The sequence below is a fragment of the Stenotrophomonas sp. YJH_SMC_127 genome (assembly GCF_059372445.1).
In genome coordinates, this window is record NZ_JCAFVO010000002.1 from 236,942 (window position 1) to 263,850 (window position 26,909).

General features: G+C 68.8%; 15 protein-coding genes. All 15 read left to right on the forward strand.

The features are described from left to right. The first annotated feature begins 124 nt into the window (after positions 1-124). The 15 genes from AC5QAB_RS06405 (at position 125) to AC5QAB_RS06475 (ending at position 26,872) form a co-directional block, all read left to right on the forward strand. Positions 125-589, forward strand: coding sequence for an Lrp/AsnC family transcriptional regulator (locus AC5QAB_RS06405; RefSeq protein ID WP_111205433.1), 465 nt, complete (start codon positions 125-127; stop codon positions 587-589). A 526-nt stretch (positions 590-1,115) separates the two neighbouring features. Then, complete coding sequence (locus tag AC5QAB_RS06410) at positions 1,116-1,796, forward strand: TonB-dependent receptor (RefSeq protein WP_041863515.1); 681 nt, start codon at positions 1,116-1,118, stop codon at positions 1,794-1,796. Positions 1,797-1,812: 16 nt separating this feature from the next. After that, positions 1,813-2,343 (forward strand): RNA polymerase sigma factor, encoded by a 531-nt coding sequence (locus tag AC5QAB_RS06415; protein WP_032961748.1) that lies wholly within the window; start codon positions 1,813-1,815, stop codon positions 2,341-2,343. A gap of 69 nt (positions 2,344-2,412) precedes the next feature. Continuing rightward, positions 2,413-3,393 (forward strand): FecR family protein, encoded by a 981-nt coding sequence (locus AC5QAB_RS06420; RefSeq protein ID WP_495233225.1) that lies wholly within the window; start codon positions 2,413-2,415, stop codon positions 3,391-3,393. 58 nt (positions 3,394-3,451) lie between these two features. Beyond that, positions 3,452-4,003, forward strand: coding sequence for a hypothetical protein (locus AC5QAB_RS06425; protein WP_049439478.1), 552 nt, complete (start codon positions 3,452-3,454; stop codon positions 4,001-4,003). Between the two features lie 144 nt (positions 4,004-4,147). Further along, positions 4,148-4,705 (forward strand): hypothetical protein, encoded by a 558-nt coding sequence (locus AC5QAB_RS06430; RefSeq protein WP_495233226.1) that lies wholly within the window; start codon positions 4,148-4,150, stop codon positions 4,703-4,705. Positions 4,706-4,762: 57 nt separating this feature from the next. Continuing rightward, positions 4,763-5,200, forward strand: coding sequence for a type II secretion system major pseudopilin GspG (gene gspG / locus AC5QAB_RS06435; protein ID WP_014647371.1), 438 nt, complete (start codon positions 4,763-4,765; stop codon positions 5,198-5,200). Positions 5,201-5,209: 9 nt separating this feature from the next. Then, positions 5,210-6,115 carry a type II secretion system minor pseudopilin GspK gene (gspK, locus tag AC5QAB_RS06440; RefSeq protein WP_495233227.1) on the forward strand — a complete coding sequence of 302 codons (906 nt, stop codon included), beginning with the start codon at positions 5,210-5,212 and terminating at the stop codon, positions 6,113-6,115. Continuing rightward, entirely contained in the window at positions 6,112-7,275 is a 1,164-nt protein-coding gene (gene gspL / locus AC5QAB_RS06445) for a type II secretion system protein GspL (protein ID WP_495233228.1), read from the forward strand. The genes gspK and gspL overlap by 4 nt, the downstream gene beginning before the upstream one ends. Then, complete coding sequence (locus tag AC5QAB_RS06450) at positions 7,272-7,799, forward strand: type II secretion system protein M (RefSeq protein WP_032961733.1); 528 nt, start codon at positions 7,272-7,274, stop codon at positions 7,797-7,799. Before gspL ends, AC5QAB_RS06450 begins: the two co-directional genes overlap by 4 nt. Beyond that, positions 7,796-10,177 (forward strand): type II secretion system secretin GspD, encoded by a 2,382-nt coding sequence (gene gspD, locus AC5QAB_RS06455; protein ID WP_197561328.1) that lies wholly within the window; start codon positions 7,796-7,798, stop codon positions 10,175-10,177. The genes AC5QAB_RS06450 and gspD overlap by 4 nt, the downstream gene beginning before the upstream one ends. Next, positions 10,174-11,607, forward strand: a complete 1,434-nt coding sequence (gspE, locus tag AC5QAB_RS06460; protein ID WP_197561327.1) for a type II secretion system ATPase GspE — start codon at positions 10,174-10,176, stop codon at positions 11,605-11,607. The genes gspD and gspE overlap by 4 nt, the downstream gene beginning before the upstream one ends. Positions 11,608-11,614: 7 nt before the next feature. Further along, on the forward strand, positions 11,615-12,814 hold the full coding sequence (gene gspF / locus AC5QAB_RS06465) for a type II secretion system inner membrane protein GspF (protein WP_197561326.1): 1,200 nt from the start codon (positions 11,615-11,617) through the stop codon (positions 12,812-12,814). Positions 12,815-13,113: 299 nt separating this feature from the next. Continuing rightward, positions 13,114-14,289, forward strand: coding sequence for a substrate-binding domain-containing protein (locus tag AC5QAB_RS06470; RefSeq protein ID WP_049404349.1), 1,176 nt, complete (start codon positions 13,114-13,116; stop codon positions 14,287-14,289). Positions 14,290-14,488: 199 nt separating this feature from the next. Next, a complete protein-coding gene (locus AC5QAB_RS06475) occupies positions 14,489-26,872 on the forward strand; it encodes a filamentous hemagglutinin family protein (RefSeq protein WP_197561325.1) in 12,384 nt (4,127 codons plus the stop codon). Positions 26,873-26,909: the final 37 nt, after the last annotated feature.

Here is a 26,909-nt window from a genome sequence, read left to right on the forward strand (position 1 = left end):
ACGGCACAACGAGGTGGGGGTGGCCCATGCTAGCGGTCCGATCGCGAAATCGGGTTGCGTTGATGCCACTGGATTCTGGATGATTGATATTTCATGCGGCCAAAAGTGACAAGGGCGAAATCCCATGCAGTATCAGCTCGACAACCTCGATCGGCGTATCCTCGACGCCCTGCAGCGCGACGGCCGCCTGCAGAACCTGGAGCTTGCCCGGCTGGTCGGGCTGTCGCCGTCGGCCTGCCTGCGTCGGGTGCGGCTGCTGGAGGAAGGCGGCTACATCGACCGCTACGTGGCCTTGTTGAACGAGGCCAAGGTGGGCCGTGGCTTCACGGTATTCGTCCGCGTGTGGCTGCGCGGGCAGGACGAGGACACCACCAATCACTTCATCAACAGCATCAAGTCTTTCCCGGAAGTGCTTGAATGCCATCTGATGGCCGGTGACTGCGATTTCCTGCTGCGGGTGGCGGTGGCCGACCTTGATGCCTACCGGCAGTTCCAGATGCAGCACCTGAACCGGATCGCCGGGGTGCAGAACACCAAGACCGAGATTCCGATGCAGCGGATCAAGCAGACGACCCGGCTGCCGCTGTGAAGGGCGGGGGTTTGCGGCCGGGTTGCACCCGGCGCCCGCGGGTAGTGCCGGCCGCTGGCCGGCAACCCCAGAAGCAACAGCCGAAGCAACAGCGTGCATTCCGTTGGATGGCGGGGTGGGTCCGGTTGCAGGGGACGCCGTAAACCCTTCCATGGGGGCTTGGCCGCGGCATCCATGCCGCGGACACCCCTGCAACCAGACCCACCCCGCCTTCGACAGTTCCCCGCAATCTGCCGGAACGGCATGAACTGCTCTTGGTGGGTGTCGACCTTGGTCGACACGTTTGGGCCGGCACGGGGTCGGATCCCGTTGCTTCGCAACGGGCTCTGACCCCAGGCGTGGATGAGGTGGTCTGTTCGATTTATTGATTCCTGATGGGTGACTGGCTTCACGTCGGCTGTAGGCGGCGGTCATCGCAATGACATGTGGCCCCGCTACGGTTTGAGCCCGCTTGCGGGTCGCGCGCGGGCCGGGGTGCTGGTCCTGGTGCGCGTCCACTGCAGCTGCTGTCGCTGCCGAGGGTCATGTGTTCTACGTCAGGGGGCTGAATGGACACCATGCGGTCAGAACTTGGAAGGTGGCCATCGTCGCGTGGCTGCTGCTGTCCTTTGCCGCTGCCGGGCAGGACGGAGTTCATGCCTACGACATCCCTGCGCAACCGCTGGAACAGGCGGTCGAGCGCTTCAGCGTCATCAGTGGGTGGTCGGTGATGTACCCGGGCGACCTGGCCGCGGGCCGCAGCAGCCATGCGCTGCGCGCCAGCCTGGAGCCGCTGCCTGCCTTGCAGGTGCTGTTGCAGGACTCCGGCATCGAGGTCGAGGTGATCGGCGCGCAGCGCGTGGTGCTGCGCCGGGGCACGTCCTCGGCCGCCGAACCCCGTGTTGGTGCCGAACTTCCCGAGGCCGAACGTCGGCGTCGCTATGGCGGGCTGCAGCAGCGGCTGCGTGCGGCGTTCTGTGACGACCCGGAGATCGCGCCCGGCCGCTACGCCGCGACGCTGCGCTTCCGCATCGACGGCGCGGGCCGGGTGAGCGAGCCCGAGCTGCTGTCCGGCAGTGGTAGTGCCCGCCGCGATGCACGCCTGCTGCAGGCGCTGCAGGGCCTGGTGCTGGCGACCGAGGCCGCCGCGCTGGCGCAGCCGGTGACCCTGCAGATCCGTCCTTCCGGCACCGACCACGACTGTGGCGGGCGCGCGCCCCTTCCATGACTTCAAGGATTCGAACATGAGCAACGGTACGGCTGGCGCAGTTGACCTGATGGACCACCTTCTGGGGGCCTACGACGAGCTGAAGCGCCGGTTGGTGCGCAAGCTGGGATCGGAGGAGCTGGCCGGTGACGCGCTGCAGGACACCTGGATGCGCCTGAGTGCGCGCCGTGACCGCCTGGACGCCGTGCAGAACCCTGCGGCCTACCTGCTGCGCATGGCGATGAATACCGTGATCGACCGCCAACGTGCCGACCATCGCCTGCTGAGCCTGGAAGAGGTGGAGACGCTGATGGACATGGCCGACCCGGCACCGGGGCCGGCGCAGGCGGCCGAACTGGACTTCGCGCTGGAGGACATGGTGGGCCTGCTGCAGCGCATGCCCGAGCGGCGTCGCCGCATCCTGCTGGCAATCCGCGTCGATGGCCTGCAGCAGCGTGACGTCGCCGATCACCTCGGCGTGTCGCTGCGGCTGGTGCAGCGTGAGCTGAAGGCGGCCCAGGACTACCTGGCCGAGCGCAGCGGGCAGGGGCGCCAGGTGCGGTTCTGAGCGGCGGCATCCGTCTACACTTTGACGCCGAGCAGAACCCCGCAGCGTGCGGGTCCGGCATGAGCCCCCATGGATCCTGACGATCACCCGCAACGCCCGCTGGATGCCGTCGAGCGCCAGGCGCACGCGTGGGTGGTGCGCCTGACCTCGGGCGAGGCTACTGCGGCCGACGGGCGCAGCTTCCGCGCGTGGTGCGAGGCTGATCCCCGTCATCGCGAAGCATTCGGCCGTGCGCGCCGGCAATGGGAGCAGGTACGCCTGGCCGGCGAGCAGCTGCCTGCCGCTGCACGCCAACCGGTCGTGCCGACGCCGACCCAGCGCTGGAGCCGGCGTGCCTTCCTGGGTGCCGCGATTGCCGCCCCGGCCAGCCTGGCAGTGGTGGCGGCGATCCGTCCGCCGCTGGGGCTGTGGCCCTCGGTGACGGCGATGACGGCCGACTTCCACACCGGTACCGGTGAACGGCTGCAGATCGCACCTTCGCCACAGCTGAAGATCGAGCTGGATACGCAGAGCAGCCTGCGCCGCCGTGCGGACACGGAGGGCGAAGGCTTCGAGCTGGTGCAGGGCCAGGCCGCGATCGAGACCCGGGCCGGCCTGCGCCTGGCCCTGTTCGCAGGGGCGGGCTGCGTGATTGCCGATGAAGCCGCGGTGCGCCTGGACGTGCGCAACACCCACGACCAGGTACGGGTGACCTGCCTGCAGGGCAGCGCCCGGATCGAGCACCCGCAGGGCCGCCTGCAGCTGCAGGCGGGCCAGCAGACCCGGTACGACGAGCGCCTCAGTGGCGTGGTGGCCGAAGCCGTGGCCTCGGAAGTGAGTGCCTGGACCGAAGGCATGCTGGTGTTCCGCCGGGCGCCGCTGCGCGGGGTGGTGGAGGAGATCAACCGCTACCGCCGCGGCAAGGTGCTGCTGGGTGAATCGGCATTGGCGCGCGCCCCGGTCAGCGGCCGCTTCCGCATCGATGATCCGGATGCGGCGCTGGAGCAGCTGCGACTGACGATGTCGCTGGATCTGCGTCGCTTTCCAGGTGGCATTGCCGTCCTTGGTTAGGTGAAGACGCTGGCCGTGCGCGCCGCGCAGGGCTGTTGCAAGCAAGGAGACGCCAAGGATGCGCAACGAGACCATCGGTGTGCTGGATCTGCGCCGCAATCTGTCGGCGTTGCTGGAAACCACCCAGCGACGGCCGTTGATGGTGCACCGCTACGGCTCGCCATGGGTATGCGTGGTATCGGACGCACAGTGGCAGCAACAGGCCGTGTTGCTGGACTTCGATCCGCAGTCGCACCCGCTGGCGATGCTGTTGCGCCTGCAGCAGCAGGTGCTGCCGCTGGCTGAAACCGGTGTGTTGCCGCCTGCGGCGCTGGCACGCGCGCTGCTGCTGATGGACATGCATGGCATCAGGGATCTCGCGCAGCTGCACGAGCAGGTGCTGCACCATCGGCTGTGGCACTGGTTCGTGGCGGGCACCCGCGGGGTGATGGACGGCTGGCAGCTGCCGGCGGTGCGCATTGCGATGGCGTCGTGGTGCGATGATGTGGACATGACAGACGCGCTGGTCGCGTTCGCCGCGCGCAGCGACGTTGCGGTGCTGGCCCGCCGCTGCGGGGGTGACGCACCGCGCCTGCAGCGCGAAGCCTGCAGGCGGATGACGCTGCGATGACGTTGCCGATGAAGCACCACCCAGCGCACAGAGCGGCATTCGCGCTGTCGCTTCACCTGCCTTGCTGACGTCTTCTCCAGAGTACGACGCACCACGCGTCGCGGAGCACGGGCGACGCAGATGGCAGACAGTCGCAGGATCAGCATGCTGGAGCTGGATCGCCACCTGAGCCGGTCACTGGAGCAGGCGCGGCACACGCCCTTGAATGTGCAACGCTACGGGCACTCGTGGGTCTGGGTGCTGTCCAGTGATGCCTGGGCCGATGCGGCGCGCTGGGCGGCACTGGACAGCAGCGCGCATCCATTGGCGGCGCTGCGGCGCGCCCTTGATCTGCAGCTGCGGCCGTGGTCCGAAGCAGCCATGAACGCGCTGCCGCTTGACGCAGGCGATGTGCGGCTGCTGCAACGTGCGGCCCTGCTGGTGGTCGTGCGTGATCTCAACAGTGCGCAGCGCGTGTACGACGATCTGCGCTATCACCAGGCCTACCGGACGTTCATCGGCCTCGACCATGGCACCGCGTGGTCGCCGATGCAGTGCGTGCGCCTGTTGCAGGCGTGCGCCCTTCCGCTGCTGCGCGGCTGCATCGACGAAACGCTGGCCAGTGTGCCGCCACACCTGCTCGAGGCGGCACGCGTACCGGCTGCGCCGGCGCCCGCGCAGGCACATGCGCAGCGAATTGCCGGCGGATGTTTATCGTACTGACACATGCACCGCTGACCATGGCGCAGCGGTCTCTTCCAGGATGACGAGGGCGGAACAATGGCAAGGCAAGTGGGTGGTCGCAGGGCTCGGCAGCAGGGTTTCAGCCTGATCGAGATCATGGTGGTGGTGGTGATCATCGGCATTCTCGCGGCATTGATCGTGCCGCGCTTGATGGACCGTCCCGACCAGGCGCGCGTGGTGGCAGCGCGCCAGGACATCGCGGCGCTGATGCAGGCGCTGAAGTTGTTCAAGCTGGACAATGGTCGCTATCCCAGCGCCGAGCAGGGCCTGCAGGCGCTGGTGAAGCCGCCGCAGGGCAGTGGCGCGATGCCGGTCACGCCCTATCTGGATCGCCTGCCGAACGACCCGTGGGGCCATCCGTACCAATATCAGGTACCTGGCACACATGGCGACATCGATGTGTTCTCGCTGGGTGCGGACAGCAAGCCCGGTGGCGACGCCGGGAACGCGGACATCGGCTCCTGGCAGCTGTGAGGCAGGCCGATGTCAGCCCGGATGCGGTCTGTTTCGAGTGTCCGTCAACGTGGCATGGCGGTGATCGTCGCCCTGCTGGTGGTGGCACTGGTGGCAGTGATTGCCACTGCACTGCTCACCCGGCAGTCGGCCCAGCTGCGCGCGCTGCGTGGTGACCAGCTGCGCGCACAGGTACGCATGGCCGTGGACGCAACGCTGGAACGTGCGGCGCAGCAGCTGCGTGAGGATGCAAAGGAACAGCTGACCACGGTGCGCAGCGGGCGCTGGGCGCGCCCATTGGAGCTGCAGGCGCCGTTGCCGGTGCAGCTGCAGCTGGTCGATGCGCAGTCGATGTTCAACCTGCGCAATCTGCTTGCGCATGGCAGGCCGGACCCCGAGGCGCGGCGCGCGTTCATCGCGTTGTGTGCCGGGCAAGGGCTGGGCCAGGGCGCCTGCGCATCCGCCGCGGACCACATCCAGGCGCGCCTGCGCGATGGCGACATGCAGGCGCAGGCCCCGCTGCCGCGCGAATCACTGATCGAACAGGCGCTGCCGGGTGCCGATCCGGTGGCGTTGCAGGCGCTGGCGCGACGCACCGTGGTGTTGCCGGCGCAGACCCTGGTCAACGCCAACACCAGCGACCTGCGCGTTCTGCAGGCGGTGACGCCTGCGGTCGAGCCGGCACGGCTGCAGGCGCTGCTCGGTGAGCGCGACGCTGGCCATTGGCTGCTCAATCGCGGCGACATCGCCAACCGACTCCAACTGAGCAACGAACAGATGGCGGTACTTCCCTTGGGTATCCATAGCGAGTGGTTCCTGGCCGTCGGCCAGGTGCAGGCTGACGGCAGCGCGGTTGATTTCCGCGCGCTGCTCTGGCGCGAGTACCGCGACGATGGCGTGCGTGTGCAACGCGTGTGGACGAGGATCGGCGCATGAACGCGCAGCTTCGGGTACGCCTGCCGACGCTTGAGGGTCTGCACGCCAACAGCGCGGTGGACTGGTCGCAGCTGCACAAGGGCGAGGTGCTGGCTCACGGTTGCGCCACGCTGGCGGCGCTGGGCCTGCGGCATCCGCGGGCTGCGGTGCATGCCTGCCTCGATCCGAGCGACCTGATCCTGCTGGAACTGCAGCTGCCACCGTTGTCCGGGCGCCGCCTGCAGTTGGCGTTGCAGGGTGAGGTGGAGGCGATGTTGCTGGACGACCTGCAGGACGTCGCGCTGGCCCACGGTGCGCAGGCGGCTGACGGCACGGTTCCGGTGGCCTGGCTCGGCCAGCAGGCGGTCCTGCAGGCGCAGCAGTTGCTGGCCTCGTGCGGACTGCAGCTGCAGGCACTCCATCCGACGCCGCTGCTGCTGCCCTGGCAGGACGGACAGGCCACGCTGCAGGTCAGCGGCGAGCACCTGCTGGTGCGAAGCGGGCGCGATCGGGGGTTCGTCCAGTGGTATGGCGGACGTGATGCGTGTGCAGTCATGCAGGCGCTGGCCGTGCGCCTGCGACAGGCCGGCGTGCAGGCCGTGCAATGGATCGGCAGCGTACCGCCGGCGTGGCCGGACAGCCTGCCGGCCACCGCCGTCATGAAGGAACGGCAGGCATGTGGCCCTCTGCCGGGGTGGTCACTGCCGCTGCCCGGTGCGGGTCGGCAAGCGCCACGCCTGGCAATCGGCCTCGCGTTGGCGGCAGTGCTGCTGGCCGCGCTCGGCCTGCAGCTGCAGGTCTGGCGTTGGCGGATCGAGGGCGAGGCGCTGCAACAGGACATGGCGCGGCAGTTCAGCGCACGCTTCCCGGAGATCACCGATGTGGTGGATCCGGTGCTGCAGGCAAGGCGTGCTCTGGCGGTGCCGCCACCGGCGCCACCGTTGCCGCCGTTGCAACGGCAGGTAGCCAGCACGCTGCTGGCGGTTCCGGAACTGGCCGGGCAGGTGCGCAGCCTGCATTACCAGCCCGGCCAGCTCGACATGGAGCTGGATGCCGATGCCCAGGCATTGGCCGACGATCCGCAGCGGCTTGAGCACTGGCAGCACGCGCTGCAGGTGCAGGGCCTGCTGCTGGCGCGCGACGCCGGTGGGCGCCTGCGGGTGAGCGGAGCGGGACAGTGACGGCCCGCACCCTGCGGCTGGGCGGGGGGCTGGCCGGCCTGCAGCAGCGCTGGCAACGCCTGCCACCGCGCGACCGGCGGATGCTGTGGGTGATGGTGGTGGCGCTGCTGGTGGCGGGCCTGTGGTCGTTGTGGCTGGAGCCACTGCTGAAGCAGCGCACGCACTGGCAGGCCGAGCTACCGCGGCTGCAGGCGCAGTGGCGCGCACTGGCACCGCTGCTGCGCGTCCGTGAGCGCCAGCAGCTGGCGCAGGGCCAGCATCCGACACTGGCCGGGCTGCGCGATGGAATCAAGACCGCCGGCCTTGCCGACGGCCTGCATATCGAAGCGCGCGACGGGCGCTGGCACCTGCAGGTGCAGGCGGTGCCCGCCGATGCGCTATGGAACTGGCTGCTGCCGCTGCTGGCCGACCCCGCCATCGAGCTGCAGCAGCTGCAACTGACACGCACAGGGGACGCGAACATGCCGGCGGCACGGATTTCCGGAAACATCGTGATGGTGGCCACTGCGGGTGCCCATCCATGAGGGCGATGCGCAGCCTTGCCTGCAGTACTGCATTGGCCCTGATCGTGGGCATGGCCCACGTGCCGGCGCCGGTGGCAGCGCAGGACACACGCGATGAGCCGGTGCAGCTGAACCTGGTGGATACCGATATCGGTGGCGTGCTGCGGATGGCGGCACGGTTCACCGGCCGCCAGTTCCTGGTCGACCCACGGGTGACCGGCAAGATGACGGTGGTCTCCGATGGCCCGGTCAGCCGTACCCAGGCCTATCAGCTGCTGCTGGGCGCGCTGCGCATGCGCGGCTTCGCCGTGGTCGAGAATGGCGGCGTCAGCCGGGTGGTGCCGCAGGCCGACGCCAAGCTGCTCGGTGGCCGGGTGGGCAGTGGCGGTGCAGGAGGCGAGGTCGCCACGCGCACCTTTCCGCTGCGCTACGAGAACGCCGCCGCGATGGTGGCGGTGCTGCGGCCGATGATCAGCCCGGACAATCCGATCACGGCGAACCCGGGCAACAACACCCTGGTGATCACCGACTATGCCGACAACCTGGAGCGCATCGCGCGGGTGATCGCCAGCGTCGACACGCCGGCCGGCATGGACACCGATGTGGTGAAGCTGCAGCAGGGCATCGCCGTAGACGTCGCGGCGATGGTCGCGCCGCTGCTGGATGCGCAGGGCGCAGAGCCCAGCCAGAAGGTGGTGGTGATGGCCGACCCCCGCAGCAACAGCGTGCTGCTGCGTTCCAGCAGTCCCGGGCGCACCCGTCTGGCCCGGCAGCTGGTGGAGAAGCTGGACCGCGCGCAGGACGAGTCCGGCAACCTGCATGTGGTCTACCTGCGCAATGCCCAGGCCAATCAGCTCGCCGGCGTGCTGCGCGGCGTGGTCGCGGGGCAGAGCGATGCGCCGGCAGTGGGCAGCAATGAAGGCATCACGCCACTGCCTGGCGATGCAAGCCGTTCCGCACCGGCGCAGCCGTCGCAGCCACAACAGGCCAGGGCCGGCAGCAATGCGCTGGAATCGCAGCGGCTGGATCCGAACCGCCGCGACCCGATCGACGCCGGGAGCACCGGCTTCAGCCAGAACGGCATTTCGGTACAGGCGGACGTGGCCACCAACACGCTGTTGATCTCGGCGCCGGAACCGGTGTACCGCAACCTGCGACGGGTGATCGACCAGCTTGACCAGCGCCGTGCACAGGTGCTGGTGGAAAGCCTGATCGTGGAGGTCAACCAGACCGACGCGGCCGAACTGGGCGTGCAGTGGATGCTGGGCAATGGCCGCACCTTCGGCGGCACCCACTTCGGCGGCACCAGCGGTGGCAGCGGGCTGAACACCACCGCGCGTACCACCCTGGACGTGCTGCCCAAGGATGGCCTGAAGATCGGGGTGATCGACGGCACGATCAACCTGCCCGGCGTCGGCCAGATCCTCAACATGAAGGCGCTGGCCAACGCGCTGCAGAGCAAGGGCGGTGCCAACATCCTGTCCACGCCGAACCTGATGACGCTGGACAACGAGGCGGCCAGCATCATGGTCGGGCAGACCGTGCCGTTTGTGAGCGGCCGCTACGTGACCGACGGTGGCGGCGGCAGCAACAATCCATTCCAGACCATCGTGCGCGAGGACGTGGGCCTGAAGCTGCGGGTACGCCCGCAGATTTCCGAGGGCGGCACGGTGAAGCTGGACATCTACCAGGAAGTCAGCAGCATCGATGCGCAGAGCGCGAACAGCACGGCCGGCATCATCACCAACAAGCGCGCACTGGATACCAGCGTGCTGCTGGACGATGGCCAGATCATGGTGCTGGGTGGCCTGCTGGAAGACAGCGTCAGCCATGGCCGTGACGCGGTGCCGGGGCTGGGGAAGATTCCGGTGCTGGGTGCCTTGTTCCGCAGCGACACACGCAGGCGCGCCAAGACCAACCTGATGGTGTTCCTGCGTCCGCACGTGGTGCGTGACCCGGCCGCCGGCCAGCGCCTGACCCGCGACCGCTATGACTACATGCGCAACGCGCAGGCTGGCGCGCAACCGGTGCAGAGCTGGGCATTGCCGGCGCTGTCGGCACCGCAGCTGCCGCCGCAGGACCTTTCTGTACTCGGCCAGGGCAATGCGCGCGATGGCCAGGGCCAGCCGCTGCAGAACACCAGCCTGGCAGCGTTGTATCCGGCCGGTGACGGCGATGCGCAGCTGGTGCAGTTCGCACAGGGGCTGGACTCGACCCGTGCCCGCCAGGGCGTGGCGCAGGTGCGGGCGCTGGGCCTGCAGGCCTATGCCGAGGCGACGCCGGGCGAGAGTGGCCAGCGCCTGCGGGTGCGGCTGCCGCGCGACCCGGCGACGCTGGATCCGGCACTGCAGCAACTGCGCGGGCTGGGCTACACGCCGGAACTGGTGATCGGACCGTGAGCGCCGCCGCGCCACTGCCGTACGCCTGGGTGCGCAGCCATGGGGTGATGCTGTCCGAGGTTGGCGGTGAGCCTGTGCTGCTGGGTACCGTCGATACCGCAGCGTGGGCTGTGGCCGAACTGCGCCGCCGGCATGGACCGTTGCCCTTCCAGGCACTGGATGCCGCGACGTGGCAGCAGCGGTTGGCTGAGCAGTATAGTGACGGCGGCGACGCCGCTGCCGTGGTCGGTGCCGCCGAGAGCGAAGTCGATCTGGACCGGCTGATGCAGGACATGCCGGAAGTCACCGATCTGCTGGACGCGCAGGATGATGCGCCGGTGATCCGCATGATCAACGCGCTGCTGGCGCAGGCCGCACGCGATGGCGCCAGCGATCTGCACATCGAGCCGTTCGAGACCCATTCGGTGGTGCGCTACCGGGTGGACGGCACGCTGCGCGACATGGTGCAGCCACGGCGCGCACTGCACGCAGCGCTGGTATCGCGCATCAAGATCATGGCCCACCTGGACATCGCCGAGAAGCGCCTTCCGCAGGATGGGCGCATCGCGATCCGCGTGGGTGGGCGTCCGCTGGATATCCGAGTCTCCACGGTGCCGACCGGGCATGGCGAGCGCGCCGTGCTGCGACTGCTGGAAAAGGATGCCGGCCGTCTGCAGCTGCAGCGCCTGGGCATGGCCGATGACACCCTGGCCACGTTCACCGGATTGATCCGGCAGCCGCATGGCATCGTGCTGGTCACCGGCCCGACCGGTAGTGGCAAGACCACCTCGCTGTACGCCGCGTTGGGCCAGCTCGACAGCAGCACCAGCAACATCCTCACCGTGGAGGACCCGGTGGAGTACGACTTCGCCGGCATCGGCCAGATCCAGGTGAACGCGCGCATCGGCATGAGCTTCGGCACCGCGCTGCGCGCGATCCTGCGCCAGGACCCGGACACCATCATGATCGGCGAGATCCGCGACCTGGAGACCGCACAGATTGCGGTGCAGTCGTCGCTGACCGGCCATGGCGTGCTGGCGTCCCTGCATACCAACGACGCGATCTCGGCAGTGACGCGCCTGGCCGATATGGGCGTGGAACCGTTCCTGCTGGCCTCGTCGCTGCGCGGTGTGCTGGCGCAGCGGCTGGTGCGGCGGCTGTGTACCCAATGCCGGCGTGCCGAGGTGGATGGGGACGGCCGTACCGTATGGCGCGCGGTGGGTTGCGCGGCCTGTGCCAACAGCGGCTACCGGGGGCGTACCGGCATCCACGAGTTGTTCGTGGTGGACGATCGCGTGCGTACGCTGATCCATGAAGGGCAGGGTGAACCTGCACTGCGCGAGGCGGGGCGGCGTGCCGGCATGCGGACCTTGCGTCAGGACGGCCAGCGTTGGGTCGACAGCGGGGTGACCACGCTGGAAGAGATCCTGCGCGTCACCGGCGACGACTGAGGCTTGCATGGCGCTGTTCGACTACCAGGCCGCCAACGCGCAGGGCCGCATCGAGAAGGGCCAGCTGGACGCTGACAGCCCGCGCGGTGCGCGGCAGTTGCTGCGCGGTCGTGGGCTGACACCCGTGCAGGTCAGCGTGGCGCGCAGTGCCGGCAGTGGCTGGGCTGCCCGGCGGCTGTCTGCCAGCGAGCTGGCCTGGGCCACGCGCCAGCTGGCCAGCCTGCTGGCCGCCAGCCTGCCGTTGGAAGGCGCCTTGAGTGCGGTGATCGAGCAGGCCGAACGCCCGCACGTGGCCCAGGCGCTCACCGCAGTACGCGCCGACGTGCGTGCCGGCCAGCGCCTGACCGTGGCCCTGGCAGCGCGGCCGCGCGATTTCCCGCCGATCTATCGGGCGCTGGTGGGTGCAGGTGAGGATTCCGGCGATCTGGCACGGGTGATGGAGCGCCTGGCCGACTACATCGAAGAGCGCAATGCGCTGCAGGCCAAGGTACTGACCGCCTTCATCTACCCGGCGGCGATCAGCCTGGTATCGGTGGCGATCGTGATCTTCCTGCTCAGCTACGTGGTGCCGCAGGTGGTGACCGCGTTCGTTCAGGCACGGCAGACGCTGCCGATGCTGACCCAGGTGATGCTGGCCGCCAGCGCGTTTGTGCGCAGCTGGGGCGTGTGGGCAGGGCTGGGCATGGCTGCGCTGGTGGTGGCCTGGCGGCTGGCGTTGCGGCGGCCGGAACTGCGCCTGCGCTGGGACGCGATGCTGCTGCGGGTGCCGATGGTCGGGCGCTTCGTGCTGGGTGTGAACAGTGCGCGCTTTGCCTCGACGCTGGCGATCCTGCTGGACGCCGGTGTGCCGCTGCTGCGTGCGCTCGAAGCGGCGCGGCAGACGCTTGGCAATGCGTTGCTGGCGCGCTGTGCCGATGATGTGGCTGCTCGCGTACGCGAAGGTGCGGCACTGGGTGCTGCGTTGAAGGTGCAGAAGGTCTATCCGCCGATCCTGGTGCATCTGGTGGCCAGCGGCGAGAAGACCGGTTCGCTGGCGCCACTGCTCGAACGCGCCGCGCAGACGATCTCGCGCGAGATCGAGCGTCGCGCGATGGCGCTGACCGCACTGCTGGAACCGACCATGATCCTGGTGATGGGCGGCGTGGTGCTGACGATCGTGCTGGCCGTGCTGATGCCGATCATGGAAATGAACCAGCTGGTGCAGTGATGCGCAACGCGCATCACGGGTGGAGTCGACTGCTTCCAAGCACACTTCGACAGGACCAGCGCTCCGTGCACCAGTCGACGAACAGTCGACTCTACCCGGTCGCCGTCTTCGATTCTCCACACAATCCTCCACACCTTTTTCCGATCTTCCACAGGTTTCTTAAGCGGCCTGTCATCGGCGCGGACCAGCATGGACACGTCGCCGCAGAGTGGGCTGGGAGGCCCTCGGCGGCAGCAGGCGTGTAGTGACCGTTCCTCCCTTGGTGTTTCCCTTCGCAGTAAACCCTTCAGGAGAAGATCATGAACAAGTGCAAGACCCTGGCCGCGCTGGTTGCCACCGCGCTGCTCGCTACCGTGGGCGCCGCCTCGGCGCAGACCGTGACCGGCGGCGGTGCCTCGTTGCCGGCCGACCTCTACAAGGGTTCGTCCGACAGCATCCTGCCGGCGAACTTCAGCTACGCCGTGACCGGTTCGGGCACCGGCAAGAAGGCGTTCCTGGAAAACAACTCGCTGCTGTTCTCGACCACCGGCACCGTGCACTTCGCCGGCAGCGATTCGGTACTGAGCGGCACCGAGCTGAACACCTACACCACCAACTTCAACCAGCCGACCAATGCCAACCGCTACGGCGCGCTGATCCAGGTGCCGTCGGTGGCCACCTCGGTCACCATCCCGTTCAACAAGGCCGGTTCGGCGGTGAACCTGAGCGTGGCGCAGATCTGCGGCGTGTTCTCGGGCGCGATCAGCGACTGGTCGACCATCGATGCCAACCGCAGCGGCCCGATCCAGGTGGTGTATCGCGCGGAAAGCAGCGGCACCAGCGAAATGTTCAGCCGCTTCCTGACCGCGGCCTGTGCCGCTGAGAACGCTGAAACCTCGAAGCTGGTGGGCGGCAAGTTCGCCATCAAGTCGACCTTCGCCGACCTGTACAAGCGCGATGCCAACGGCAACCTGCCGGCGTTCCTGGTGGCCGCCCCGGCCACCGGCGGCACCTCGCTGTACAACGCTGTCTATGCGGCTGAAGGCCGTATCGGCTACGTTGGCCCGGACGTGATTCCGAACCTGACCGATGCGACCAAGGTCGCCAAGGTCAAGGGCTTCTCGCCGGACCAGGTGAGCGTGCAGGCCACCCTGGACACCGTCGCTCCGCCGACCGGCACCGATGCAGAGAACCCCGCCAACTGGGTGCCGGTGTTCGGCAACCCGTCGGCCGGCTATCCGATCGCCGGCTACACCAATCTGGTGATCGGCCAGTGCTACAAGGATTCGAGCGTCGCCACCAGCCTGCGCGGCTTCCTGGCCCGCCACTATCCGGCGACCTACACCGTCGCGTATGAGAAGTCGATCACCGACCACGGCTTCATCCCGCTGACCAAGGCCTGGCGCGATGCGATCCGCAACCGCTTCGTGCTGGCCAGCAGCACTGCCGGCCTGAACAACCCCAGCACCTGCGCCGGCATCGGCCGTCCGCTGTAATCCGCAGCATGGGTTGAATCCTGCTTGACCCGACGCCGGCCTCTGGGCCGGCGTCGCCATTTCCGCGACGGTGCCGCGGTTGCAGCGTTTGGCTGTCGGCTTCGTCTCGCGTGAACCGTCTATCAGTGGCAGGGCATGCGTTGCGTGTGCCTCCCCGATCGCCGCCGCAGCTGCGGCCCACCAGGTTGATGAGGTTCCGATGTCGCACCCGCTTCCGTCCGCTGTTCATCCGGCCGCGTCGATGCGCCGCAATCATCCGATGGCGTGGGCCATCGCGGTCGCACTGGGGAGCATGGTGGCCCCGGCCAGCCAGGCGCAGCAGGCGTTCAGTCCGGGCTGGTTCGCCGAACGGGGCGCGGCCCAGGGCAGCGCGGCACAGAGTGGCCGGATGCCCAACGGCGTGCCGATCCAGTTCCAGTTGCCGGCCCAGCAGCAGGATGCGGCACGGCAGAAGCTGCAGCAGTCGATCGACAATCTTGGCACTGCGGCGCAGGCGATTGCCCTGCAGCAGCGCCTGCAGGAACAGGCGCGGCAGGCGCGCCGCGAGGCTGGCTTCATCGTTGCCGATGGCCTCGGCAAGGACGGCCTGAGCGTCGACCAGAACCCGCTGACCCGTGGCTGGCTCAATGCGCGCGACGTGATCCAGTCGCAGGGCAGCGACGGGAGGGTGCAGGTCACGGTCGAGCAGACCGCGGACAAGGCGATCCTGAACTGGGAGACCTTCAACATCGGCGGCAACACCACGCTGAATTTCCTGCAGAACCCTGACTGGGCCGTACTGAACCGCGTCAACGATCCGCAGGCGCGGCCCAGCCAGATCCTGGGCCAGCTGAAGGCCAGTGGCACGGTGTTCGTGGCCAACCGCAACGGCGTGGTGTTCGGCAACAACAGCCAGGTCAATGTACGCAATCTGCTGGCGGCTGCAGCACGGATCAGCGATGCGCAGTTCGGCGACAACGGCCTGTACAGCCCCGACGCCAGCAGCAGCGCGCTCAGCGATGCATTCGGCAAGGTGATGGTGGAGCGGGGCGCGCGCATCGCGACCCATGAGCCGACCAGTGCGACGCGCGGCGGTGGCTACGTGCTGCTGGCCGGGCACAGCGTGGACAATGCTGGCCAGATCGAAGCGCGCAAGGGCCAGGTGCAGCTCGCAGCAGGTGACAGTTTCGTGATCCGGCGCGGCGTGGGTACGGCCGCCAACACCAGTTCCACCACCCGCGGCAATGAAATCGCGCCGCGCTTCATCGCTGGCAGCACGGCTGGCAGCGTGCGCAATACCGGTCTGCTGCGCGCACTCGAGGGTGACGTGACCCTGGCCGGACGCAGCGTCGAGCAGGCCGGTGTGGCCGTGGCCAGCACCACGCTTGCACAGCGCGGCACCGTGCATCTTCTGGCCTCGGCCAGTGATGCAGGCAGCAGCGTCACGCTTGCTGACGGAGCCACCACGGCGGTGCTGATCGAGGACGATGGCAAGACCACGGTGCTGGATACGCAGCGCGACGCCCTAATCAAGGAATCGGCCGAGCAGGACGCGATCCGCGCTGGCGCGCGTTCGGCAACCTTCGACAATCTGTCCCAGCACAATGATCGCCGGGACCAGTCGCGGGTGGAGATCGTCTCGGGGGGCAACATCCATTTCAGCGCGGATTCGCTGACGGTTGCCACGGGCGGCCAGATCATTGCCGATGCGGCGGCCCGTAGCTACGTGGACGATGCCGCGCGCGTGGACGTGTCCGGCGCAGTGGGCGTGCGGGTGTCGATGGAGAGCAACAATGTCCAGGTCAAGGTGCAGGGCAACGAACTGCGCGATGCCCTGGACAACCGCGACAGCGGCAAGCTGACCAGCAGCGAAGTCTGGGTCGACCGCCGCAGGCTGGTCCACGTTCCGGCCGGTACCGGGGGCTACGAGGGTGAGCGCTGGTACGCCGCAGGCGGCCTGCTGGAAGTGGGGGGCTACCTCGACAACCAGGGGCACTCGATCGGCGAATGGGCTGCGCAGGGAGGCACCGTCCTGCTGGGCGGCAGGGAAGTGATCACGCAAGGTGGCTCACGCATCAACCTTGCCGGCGGCAGCCTGGATGTGCAGAGCGGCGTGGTCCGGCAGAGCTGGGTGCGCGGCGTTGATGGCCAGGTCTACCGTCTTGATGAGGCGCCAGCGGAGATGCTGTTCGATGGCCTGTACAGCGGCCATGAAGTGAAGCAGGAACGCTGGGGCATCACCGAGACCTTCCGTGATCCGATCGTATTCGCGGCGCAGCGGGTCGATAACGGGTACACGGTCGGCCGCGATGCAGGACGGCTGATCGTCTCCGCACCGACCGCGGTGCTGGATGGAAAGGTTGAGACTGCCACCTTCCAGGGCGCGCAGCAGAACCGCAGGCCGGATGCCGCACTGGATGGCTATGCACAGGCGCAGACGGCGGTCGCGCGCAATGCGCAGTTGTACCTGGGGCGCTATGACGGCCAGGGCCGCAGTGGTGTGTTCGGCTCGGATGTGCGCCTGGGCGACAAGGCTCCGACGAAGACGGCGTGGTCGCTGGCGGCTCCGGTCAACGAGGAGCTGCGTGACACGGTGTGGCTGGATATCGCAGAGCTGAGTGCCCAGCAGTGGGGGCGGATCGACCTGGCGACCGCCGATCGCATCCGCATCGACAGCAGCCTTCGGCTTCAGGCCGGCGGGCAGCTCAACCTGACCGGCAGCGAGGTGGAGCTGGCAGGCGACATCGGCATTGCCGGCGGCCAGTTGTCGGCGGGCAACCTGCTGGATGTCCAGGGCCGGCCGACGGCGCTGCTGCACGATGGCCGCGCCCGCACCGTCATTGCCGACGGCACGCGGATCGATCTCTCCGGCGAATGGAGCAACGCCTCACTGGCGATGCCGCGCGACGCGAGCGGTGCCTGGACGGATGGCGGCCGCCTGAGCCTGGGCAACAGTCATGACGTGGCCGTGGGCGCCAAGGCAACGGTTGACGTCGAGGCCGGTGCCGCGCTGGACCTGCGCGGCAAGGCCCATATCGGCAAAGGCGGCAGCGTCAGCCTGCAGGCGAACAGCAGTACGGTGACGACCGACGGCAGTGGCCGGGTGCAACTGGGTGAGGGAAGCCGGTTCAGTGGTCGAGGACAGGGCGGTGGTTCTTTCTCGCTGGGTACCGGTGGCCAGGTGCGGGTGGGCGATGCGGACCTGGCGGGCGCGTCGCTGCGACTGGACCCCGGCCTGTTCGGCAGTGGCTTCGCGCAGTACGACATCAATGGCCACCACGGCGTGGAGGTGGCCGATGGCGCGCGGCTGGTCGCTGCCCTGCCAGGCCTGCGCCTGACCCAGGACGCGCCGATGGCGACCGACCGGGCGTCCGCACTGGCGGCGTGGGACGCGCCGCTGTACAGCGCCGATCCGTCGAGCGGGCGCGTCAGCCAGCGCGCGGGTGCGAGCATCAGCCTGCGTTCGGAGCGCAACAGCGTGGGCGGTGACCTGCGGGTCGGCAAGGATGCACTGGTGGCGGTCGATCCAGGCCAGACGATCTCGCTGCTTGGTGCGGGCAACATCGATGTTGAAGGCACGCTGCGCGCGAAGGGCGGACGCATCCTGATCGACGATGTGCGCCCGGAGAACGCGCTGTACGCCGGGCAGCGCACCGAACGCATCTGGCGTTTCGCCGAAGGCGCGCTGCTGGATGCCGATGCAGACGCGATTTCGCTGCCCGATTCCAGCGGCCGTCTGCGCGGGCAGGTGCGCGCGGGTGGACGCATCGAGATCGGCGGGGCGCTGGACTGGGAGACCACAGCATTCGTCGACAACCGACCACCGGAAGCCTTCGTGGTGGTCGAACGCGGTGCGCGCCTGCAGGCGCGGGGTGCGTCGGCCGAGCTGGACGTCGACGGCCAGGGCCGCGTGCGCGTGGACAGCGATGGCGGGCAGATCGTGCTGCGCTCGGCCAATGCGCTGTACCTGGACGGCGGGATGGATGCGGCCGCCGGCGGTGCCGGCGCACGCGGCGGCACCCTGGGGCTGGCCTTTGGCGGCAGCATCCATGCACGTGGCGCCAACGAGGAGGTACTGCGGTCACGTGCGATCACCCTCAGCCAGCACAGCGCGCCGGGGCAGCCACTGCCGGCCACATTGGAGTATGGCCACGCCGCGTTGTCGGTCGAGCAGCTGCAGGCTGGCGGTTTCGACAATCTGTCCGTGTTCGGTGACATCCGCGCGGTCGGCGACGTCGACCTGCGCCTGGCCCAGAGCCTGCGCATCCACGGCCAGGGTACTTCGAGCCTGGGCATGGCCGTGGATGCCGGGCCATCGTCGGGGCTGCGACTGAGTGCGCCCTACGTTCGCCTGGCGCAGGCACGCTGGCGCCAGATGCCGGGCGAGAACCTGCAGGGCACCGCCGCGGTCGCTTCGTCCGGGCCGGAAGATCACGCGCTGGCGGTGCAGGCCGGGCTGATCGACATCCGCGACGTCACCTGGCTGCCGGGTTTCAAGCATGTGGCGCTGGAAAGCCGCAGTGACGTGCGCCTGACCAACGGCATTGCCAGCAGTGGCAACACCAGCGCGTTGATGACGGCTGGTTCGATGGACGTGACCGCTGCGCGCCTGTATCCCACCACAGGCGCGGTCGGCACGCTGGTGGCCGGCGCGTCGGCGCAGACCGTGCAGACCGCTGATTACTGGTCCGATCCGGATGCCGTGCTGCGCATCCACGGCACCGGTGCGGCCACGAAGCCAGCGCCGGAATCGGCGCTGGGTACGCTTCGCCTGGTGGCCGCCACGGTGCAGCAGGGCGGCAACGTACAGGCGCCGATGGGCACGCTGCAGCTGGGTGGCCTGATCCAGAACGGAACCGTCGGCAGCCGGGTGGAACTGCTGCCAGGCAGCGTAACCTCGACCAGTGGCGCCGGCTTGTCGCTGCCCTATGGTGGCACCGTCGATGGTGTTGACTGGCGGGTCGGTACGCGCAGCCTGGGTTCGCTGACGCCGGCCGGTATCTCCTCGATGGGGGTGACACTGAAGGCCAACGAGATCGAGGTGGCGCCGGGGGCCCTGCTGGACATGTCCGGCGGTGGTGAGCTGACCGGCGCCGCCTTCGTGTCAGGACGCGGTGGCTCTGTCGACGTCCGGCGAACGGCGTTGGCCGACGCCAACCCGCGCTACGGGTTCAGTGCGTCGGGCAACCCGGTGTACGCGATCGTACCGGGACGCGCCGGGGCGTTCGCCCCCAGTGGCGAAGAAGGGTTCGCAGCTCCGGCGGTGGGCCAGCAGATCACCGTGCCGGCTGGCGTGCCCGGCCTGGCGGCCGGCACCTACACGCTGATGCCGGCAAGCTATGCGCTGCAGCCCGGCGCATTCCGGGTGGAGCTGGGCGCCACCGGCACCTCCGGCATCGTGCAACCGATTGCGACCGGCACCGGCACCTGGCGTGTGTCCGGGCAGCAGCGCACGGCGCTGGGCGCGGCAATCTCGCCGTTGCTCACCGACATCCTGCTGACTCCCGCGGCAGTGGTACGCCGGCACTCGGGCTACAACGAAACCTCCTACAACAGCTTCGCGCAATCGGTAGCTGACCGCCGCGGCGAGTCGCGTGGCTGGCAGACCATCGATGCGCTCGGGTTGACCCTTGCGCTGGGCGAAGGTGCAGGTCGTGCAGACACGCCTGCCATCCACTTCGCCGGCACCGCGCGGTTCGCGGCTGCCACCGACAAGGGGCGTGGTGGCACGCTGGCAGCCACGTTGGCGAGCCCGGCGGTCGGTTCGCTGGAGATCGTCGATGGCAGCGCGCCATCGCAGGCGCGTGATCGCGGCGCCACCTTCAGCGACGACGCGCTCAATGCCTTCCTGCCGGCGCGGATGATGATCGGCGGGCAGTTCAACCAGGAGGCCTCGCAGGTTGCGGTGACCGGCCAGGCGCGCAGCGTGGCGATCCGTTCCGGCGTCACCTTGAACGCACCGGAAGTGCTGGTGGCAGCGGCCTCCGGTGGCAGCGGCGTGCTGGTCGAGGCCGGTGCGACCCTCGATACACTGCCGTTCGCATCCGCCAACGCGAATGCCAGCGCGACCCTGCCTTACCAGGTCTCCGGCGGCCTGCTGGCGGTGTCCAACCAGCGCCTGAACCTGATCACCGGCACCACCGGGGTGGAGGCCGGTCCGGTGGCGATCGACATCGGCGGATGCCAGGCGGCGTGCGACGGCCAGACGCGGCTGGTTTCCGATGGCAGCATCGCGGTAGCGACCGATGGCGCGCTGCAGATGCGCGACTCGGCCAGCTATGGCACCCGCCAGCTCGGCCTGAGCATGGCGGCGCTGAACCTCGGCAGTGCCGAAGCGATCGCCCAGGCCGCTGCGGCCGGGGCGCTGCCCAGTGGCATGACCATGAACCAGTCCGTGCTGCAACAACTGCTGCGCGGCAATGATGCGACCGGCGCGCCGGCGCTGGACACGCTGAGCCTGGTCGCGCGGGAGTCTGTCAACGTGTTCGGCAGCGTCGACCTGGATGCGCGCGACAGTGCCACCGGCCGCAGTGGCCTGCAGACGCTTGTGCTCGGTGCGCAGGCCATCCGCGGCTACGGTGCGGCGACCGACCGCGCGCGCATTCTGGTGGACACGCTGGTCTGGGACGGCTCATTGGCGGCGAGCCAGGCGCCGGGCAGCGACGCGACGGTGCCGCCGGCCGATCCGATGGTGGACCGGCTCGGGGCCGGGCAACTGGACATCGTCACCCGCCAGCTGCAGCTGGGGCGGGCGCCATTCAGCCGTCCCAGCTCTGAAGTACCTGCGAACCGGCAGGTGCTCGGCTTCAGTGCGCTGAACCTGAGTGCCTCGGAGCAGCTGTCGTTCTCCGCGCAGGGCACGCTGGACGTGTTCCAGCAGCGCGGCGACTATCTGGCCGACAAGGGCTGGCAGTACAGCGGAGGCAGCCTGGGTATCGATACACCGCTGTTGACGGCCGATCCCGCCGCGCAGCTGCGCGTGCGCACCGGCGGCGACTTCCGCCTGCAGGGGGGCACCGGCAGGGCGGGTGGCGATGCACTGGGCAGTGAGCTGAGCATCGACGCCAACCGGATCACGCTGGACAGCACGGTCGCGCTGGCGTCCGGACGGCTGTCGGCGAACGCGCGCGAGGGCATCACGCTTGGCAGCCGGGCCGCGCTGGACCTGGCCGGGCGCAAGGTCTCGCTGTACGACGTGGACAAGTTCAGCTGGGGCGGCGATGTCCTGCTGTCCAGCGACACGGGTGACATCCGCTCCGATGCGGCCTCCCGCATCGATGTTTCCGCACGCAACAACCGCGGCGGGCGCCTGACGGTCACCGCAATGGCCGGCCGAGCCGATCTGGCCGGTGTTCTGCAGGGTGCCGCCACTGGTCGTTACGATGCCGGTGGCACGCTGGTGCCCTATGACGGTGGCGAACTGGTGGTGCGGGCACACCAGCTGCAGGACTTCGCCGGCCTCAACCAGCGATTGACTGCCGGCGGCGTCGTCGGCGGTCGCAGCTTCCAGATCGGTGAGGGCGATCTGCGGATCGGCGACGAAGTGAAGGCGCGCCGGGTCGACATCAGCGTCGACGCGGGCAGCCTGACCGTGGCCGGCCGCATCGATGCCAGCGGCGAGCAGGTCGGCAGCATCCGCCTGTACGCCCGCGATCAGTTGCAGGTGGACGGCACGCTGGACGCGCACGGTACCGGCCTGCGCGTGGACAGCCATGGCAAGATCATCGACAGTCCAAACCGGGCCACCATCACGCTGGGCAGCGCCGAAGGTGCCGTCGGCCTGGGCAGCGCGGCGCAGCTGGACCTGCGTGCGGGCAGCGACGTTACCGTCGGTGGACGTCCTGGCCAGAACGATGGCACCCCGCGCGGCACGCTGAAGATCGATGTGCCGCGGCTGGGCAGCAACGACGCGGCGATTGCCGCGGCCACCGGCCTGCGCATCGATGGCGCGGCCGACATCCAGCTCAATGGTGTTCGCCGCTACGACGATGCGCCCCTGGCAACCACCGCTGACGTGCGCGGCAACCGCGCGCAGCTGGTCACCCAGCAGTGGCTGGACCAGGTGGTCGATCCGCACAGCGTGGCCTGGATCGATGGTGCGCTGGGCAACGCGGATCTGCAGCAGCGCACGCGGGCGCTGGGCGATGTGCGCCTTCGTCCCGGCGTGCAGGTGCTGGCGCGGCGCAGCGACGCCAACCCGGACGGCGACCTGACCATCGCCGGCGACATCGATCTGTCCGGCTACCGTTATGGCCCCGATGCCAACCGCGCCGATCCATCGCGGCGTGGCTTCGGCGAATCGGCCTCGCTGGTGCTGCGCGCCGAAGGCAACATCAACGTCTACGGCAGCATCAACGATGGGTTCGCACCGCCGCCGTCCACGCCGGATGAGGGCGGCTGGCAGCTGTACGAGGGCCGCAATGGCAGCGCGGGGCACACCCCCTTTGGCGGTGGGCTGGTGGTGCCGGTGGACGGAGTGAAGCTGCAGCCCGGCACCGAGTTCCAGGCCGGCACCCGCCTGAACTATGACGTGCCGGTCGAATCGGTAACGCTTCCGGTCGGTACCGTGCTGCCCGCGCCGATGGTGATCTCGCAGAACCTGCGGCTGCCTGCAGGCACGGTGCTGGGTGCGGCGGTGACCACCGACTCCGGGCAGACGCTGGCCGCGGGCACCGTGCTGCAGGAGCCGCTGATGCTGGCGGCCGGTGCGCGGCTGGGGGCCGGCTTCCGCCTGCGCAGTGCGGTACAGATGGCGGCACAGGAGTGGCCCGCCGGCGCGGTGCTGCCGGTTGCGCTGCGCCTGGCACGCGAAGTCGCGCTCAAGGTGGGCGCGTACATCCCGTCGTTGACCAAGGTGGAGCTGCCCGGCGACGCGCCGCTGAATCTGAGGCCGGCCGATGCCGGCGGCAACCAGGGGCGCAACTGGGCGCTGGCGCCGATGCTGGCCGAGGGCACCACCTCCTGGGACCTGACCGTTGTTGCCGGTGCCGATGCCGGGGCAGCCGACCCACGCAGCCGGCGCTGGGGCAGCGAAGGCAGCGTGGTGCTGGCCGATACCCACCAGGGCTCGATCGGCACGGTCAAGACGGAAATCATCTGGGTGGGGGATCGCGCGTTGACCGAGCAGGCATCGTTGGACTGGATCGGCGACACCTCCTATGCAGGCCGTCCGATCGCGGAGCTGGCCGACATGTTCGGCTTCACCGAAGACGAGTTCTGCGCGATGTCGGCCGACTACTGCGGCCCGGCACCCCGCCAGGTGGCCGCGCAGGGCTCGCTGGATTACTGGGGCGACGAGTCCTACGCAGGCACTCCTGCGAAGGACTTCGCCGCGATGTTTGGCATGACCGAAGACGAGTTCTGCAGCACCGCGCCCACCTACTGCGCCGGCGGCGGCACGCAGACCGAAGTGACCACTTACGGCAAGCGCGCAGGCACGCCGGCGTGGAGCGTACTGCGCACCGGCAGGGGCGACATGGAACTGCTCGCGGCCGGTGACGTCGTGATGAAGTCAGGCTTTGGCGTCTACACCGCCGGCACTCCCGCCGCGCTGGGTGGGGGCCGCGACGCTGCCTTCAATTCGCCCCGTGCAGCGGCCCCTTGGAACACCGCAGTGCTGGGACCGAACCTGGTGCCGGGCAGCTATGACGCCGCGATGGCAGGCTACCAGGCCTGGTATCCGGATCATGGTGGCAACCTGCGCGTCGAAGCCGGGCGCGATATCGTCGGCGACGCCTGGACCGCGCGCGCAGAGTCGGGCAGCAGCGATCGCGACTGGGCGCTGTACTCCAGTGCCGCGGTCGGCAACTGGCTGTGGCGGCAGGGTACCGGCGGCACCACTGGGGTGGAGCCGGTGCCGACCAGCTGGTGGGTGAACTTTGGCGCATACACCAACGTGTCCGCTGCCGCTGGCGCCTCTCCACGGATGGTTGGTTTCACCGGCTTCGGCACATTGGGCGGGGGCAACCTGACGCTGGAGGCCGGGCGTGACGCCGGCGTGCGCGATGCGATAGGTGACGCGTTGGTGTCGACGATCGCACCGCGCTCGGGTGCGATCATTGCTGCGGTGGGATCGACCGGCCGGGTCAGCGATGGCCAGCTGCATCTGACCGGCGGCGGCGACCTGCAGCTGCGTATCGGTGGCGCGCTGAATCCGAACCTGCAGGCGACGATCTCCAGCCTCAACCCCTCCAGGGCGGGACAGAATCTCGACCTCAACGGTACCTTCAGCAACCTGCGTGGGAGCCTGCAGCTCGATGCGGGGCGCATCGGTGCAATGGGCGTCACCCTGGAAAGCTACGCGACGCTGGGTAAGCAGCGGGCGGCAGACCTGTTTGCGCCCGACGCCGCCCGCGCGATGGGCGGGCCGGTGCTGGTGCTGGGCGACGCCGCCGCGCAGCTGCAGGCGCGGGGCGATGTGGTGCTCGGCGGCGTCGCCGATGCCGGCCGGGTTCCGCTGGCCAACTACAGCGCGGTGCTGCAGGATGACGGCGCGCGCGCTGCAGGCAGTACGTGGTTCTCCCTGTGGACCGCCAACACGGCCGTGGATCTGTTCAGTGCCGGTGGTGACCTCGCGCCAGGCCTCGCCGGGCCGGAAAACGTGACGGGCAGCAATCTGTGGCGGGAGCAGGTCCAGCTTGTTGTGCGTGGCGGTGATGATCTGCTGAATTACTGGCTCTATCCTTCGCGCTTCAGCGCGATTGCTGCGCAGGGTGACATCAAGCTGGACCGGATCAGCGCCACGCCGGGGACGCAGGATGTGATTCTGCTGGCACCCTCGGCGACAGGACGGCTGGACGTCCTGGCCGGTGGCGGCATCTTCGCCCAGCCTGGCGCGACCCAGATCGCGCGCTCGGCCAGTGACGCGCGCCTGCCGGGACCCTTCGACCCGGCATTCATGGCCGAGCAGGGGGATTCCGCAGGCAATGTGACCCGCACGCGGCACAACCTGTCCGTCGACGGCAACACGGCATCGCCGGCGGGGTCGCTCCCACTGTTCGCATTCGGTCCGAATACGCCGCTGTCCACTGTGTCTGCGGCACTGGCGCCGAGCCGCTTCTACGCGGTGCAGGGCGACATCATGGGTCTGGCCACCGGCGCCCAGCGCACGCTGAATGTCAACGCGGGGCAGCGCACGCAGCTGAACTGGTTCGAGGCCGCCGGCGCCGTGCAACTGCGGGCAGGCCGGGACATCCTCGGGGTGTCGATGACCGCGTTGAACACCGCGCCCACCGACATCACGGTTGCGGCGGCAGGCCGCGACATCGTGCATCTGAACGCGACCATCGCTGGCCCCGGCACCACCGAGATCAGTGCCGGCCGCCAGCTGCGCCAGGAGGATGCGGGCAGCATCGTCAGCCTCGGTGGCATCGTGCAGGGCGACACTCGTCCCGGCGCCAGCATCGCGCTGACGGCCGGCAACCAGCAGATCGACTTCGCGGCCCTGCGTGCCCGTTATCTGGACCCAGTCAACCTTGCCGATCCCGCGCAATCGCTTTCATCGCAGCCGGGCAAGGCAGTCAAGGTCTACAACCAGGAGCTGAAGCAGTGGCTGCAGCAACGCTTCGGCATGGCCGCCGATGGCGACGCGGCGCTGGCTGCGTTCGATGCGTTGCCGCAGGAACAGCAGCGTATCTTCCTGCGCCAGGTCTATTACGCCGAGCTGCGCGAAGGTGGAAGGGAATATACCGATGCAGAAGGGCCCCGCTTCGGCTCCTACCTGCGTGGGCGCGAAGCCATCGCCACGCTGATGCCGGACAGGAATGCGGCCGGTGCGACGATCGACCGTACCGGCGACATCGTGATGTACGGTGGCTCCGGCGTGCGTACCGAGGCGGGCGGCAACATCGAGCTGATGGCACCGGGTGGGCAGATCGTGATCGGTGTGCAGGGCGTGGTGCCACCTGCCAGCGCCGGCCTTGTCACCCAGGGGCAGGGCGATATCCGCCTGTTCAGCCAGGACAGCGTGCTGCTGGGCCTGTCGCGGGTGATGACCACGTTCGGCGGCGACATCCTGGCGTGGTCGGAGCAGGGTGACATCAATGCCGGTCGCGGTTCGCAGACGACGCTGCTGTACACGCCACCGCGTCGCGTCTATGACGGCTGGGGCAATGTGATCCTGTCGCCGCAGGCTCCGGCCAGCGGTGCCGGCATCGCGACGTTGAACCCCATCGCCGAAGTGCCGCCGGGCGACGTCGACCTGGTCGCGCCGCTGGGCACCATCGACGCGGGCGAGGCTGGTATCCGCGTCTCGGGCAACATCAACCTGGCGGCGCTGCAGGTGCTCAATGCCGCCAACATCCAGGTACAGGGCGAGAGCAAGGGCCTGCCGGTGCTGGCATCGGTGAACGTCAATGCGCTGGCCTCGGCCAGTGCGGCAGCCAACAGCGCCAGCCAGGCGGCACAGGATGTGATGCGCAAGAGCCAGGACGAGGCACGGCGCAACCAGCCGTCGGTGATCAGCGTGCAGATTCTGGGCTTCGGCAGTGGTACCAGCGCCATCAATCCGCCGGCGCGTGGCAACACTGCCAACAGCGGTTATGACGCCAACAGTGCCTTCCAGTTCCCGCAGGCAAGTCGCGACGAGGGCACACAGCGCCGGTAGGTGCCGTCCTTGGTCGGCACACGTTGCTGCCCACCAA

What these genes read in the sequence shown, in the direction of transcription:
- AC5QAB_RS06405 (WP_111205433.1), top strand. Translation starts at nt 125, where the DNA reads ATGCAGTATCAGCTCGACAACCTCGATCGGCGTATCCTCGACGCCCTG.
- AC5QAB_RS06415 (WP_032961748.1), top strand. Translation starts at nt 1,813, where the DNA reads ATGAGCAACGGTACGGCTGGCGCAGTTGACCTGATGGACCACCTTCTG.
- AC5QAB_RS06420 (WP_495233225.1), top strand. Translation starts at nt 2,413, where the DNA reads ATGGATCCTGACGATCACCCGCAACGCCCGCTGGATGCCGTCGAGCGC.
- AC5QAB_RS06425 (WP_049439478.1), top strand. Translation starts at nt 3,452, where the DNA reads ATGCGCAACGAGACCATCGGTGTGCTGGATCTGCGCCGCAATCTGTCG.
- AC5QAB_RS06430 (WP_495233226.1), top strand. Translation starts at nt 4,148, where the DNA reads ATGCTGGAGCTGGATCGCCACCTGAGCCGGTCACTGGAGCAGGCGCGG.
- gspG (WP_014647371.1), top strand. Translation starts at nt 4,763, where the DNA reads ATGGCAAGGCAAGTGGGTGGTCGCAGGGCTCGGCAGCAGGGTTTCAGC.
- gspK (WP_495233227.1), top strand. Translation starts at nt 5,210, where the DNA reads ATGTCAGCCCGGATGCGGTCTGTTTCGAGTGTCCGTCAACGTGGCATG.
- gspL (WP_495233228.1), top strand. Translation starts at nt 6,112, where the DNA reads ATGAACGCGCAGCTTCGGGTACGCCTGCCGACGCTTGAGGGTCTGCAC.
- gspD (WP_197561328.1), top strand. Translation starts at nt 7,796, where the DNA reads ATGAGGGCGATGCGCAGCCTTGCCTGCAGTACTGCATTGGCCCTGATC.
- gspF (WP_197561326.1), top strand. Translation starts at nt 11,615, where the DNA reads ATGGCGCTGTTCGACTACCAGGCCGCCAACGCGCAGGGCCGCATCGAG.
- AC5QAB_RS06470 (WP_049404349.1), top strand. Translation starts at nt 13,114, where the DNA reads ATGAACAAGTGCAAGACCCTGGCCGCGCTGGTTGCCACCGCGCTGCTC.
- AC5QAB_RS06475 (WP_197561325.1), top strand. Translation starts at nt 14,489, where the DNA reads ATGTCGCACCCGCTTCCGTCCGCTGTTCATCCGGCCGCGTCGATGCGC.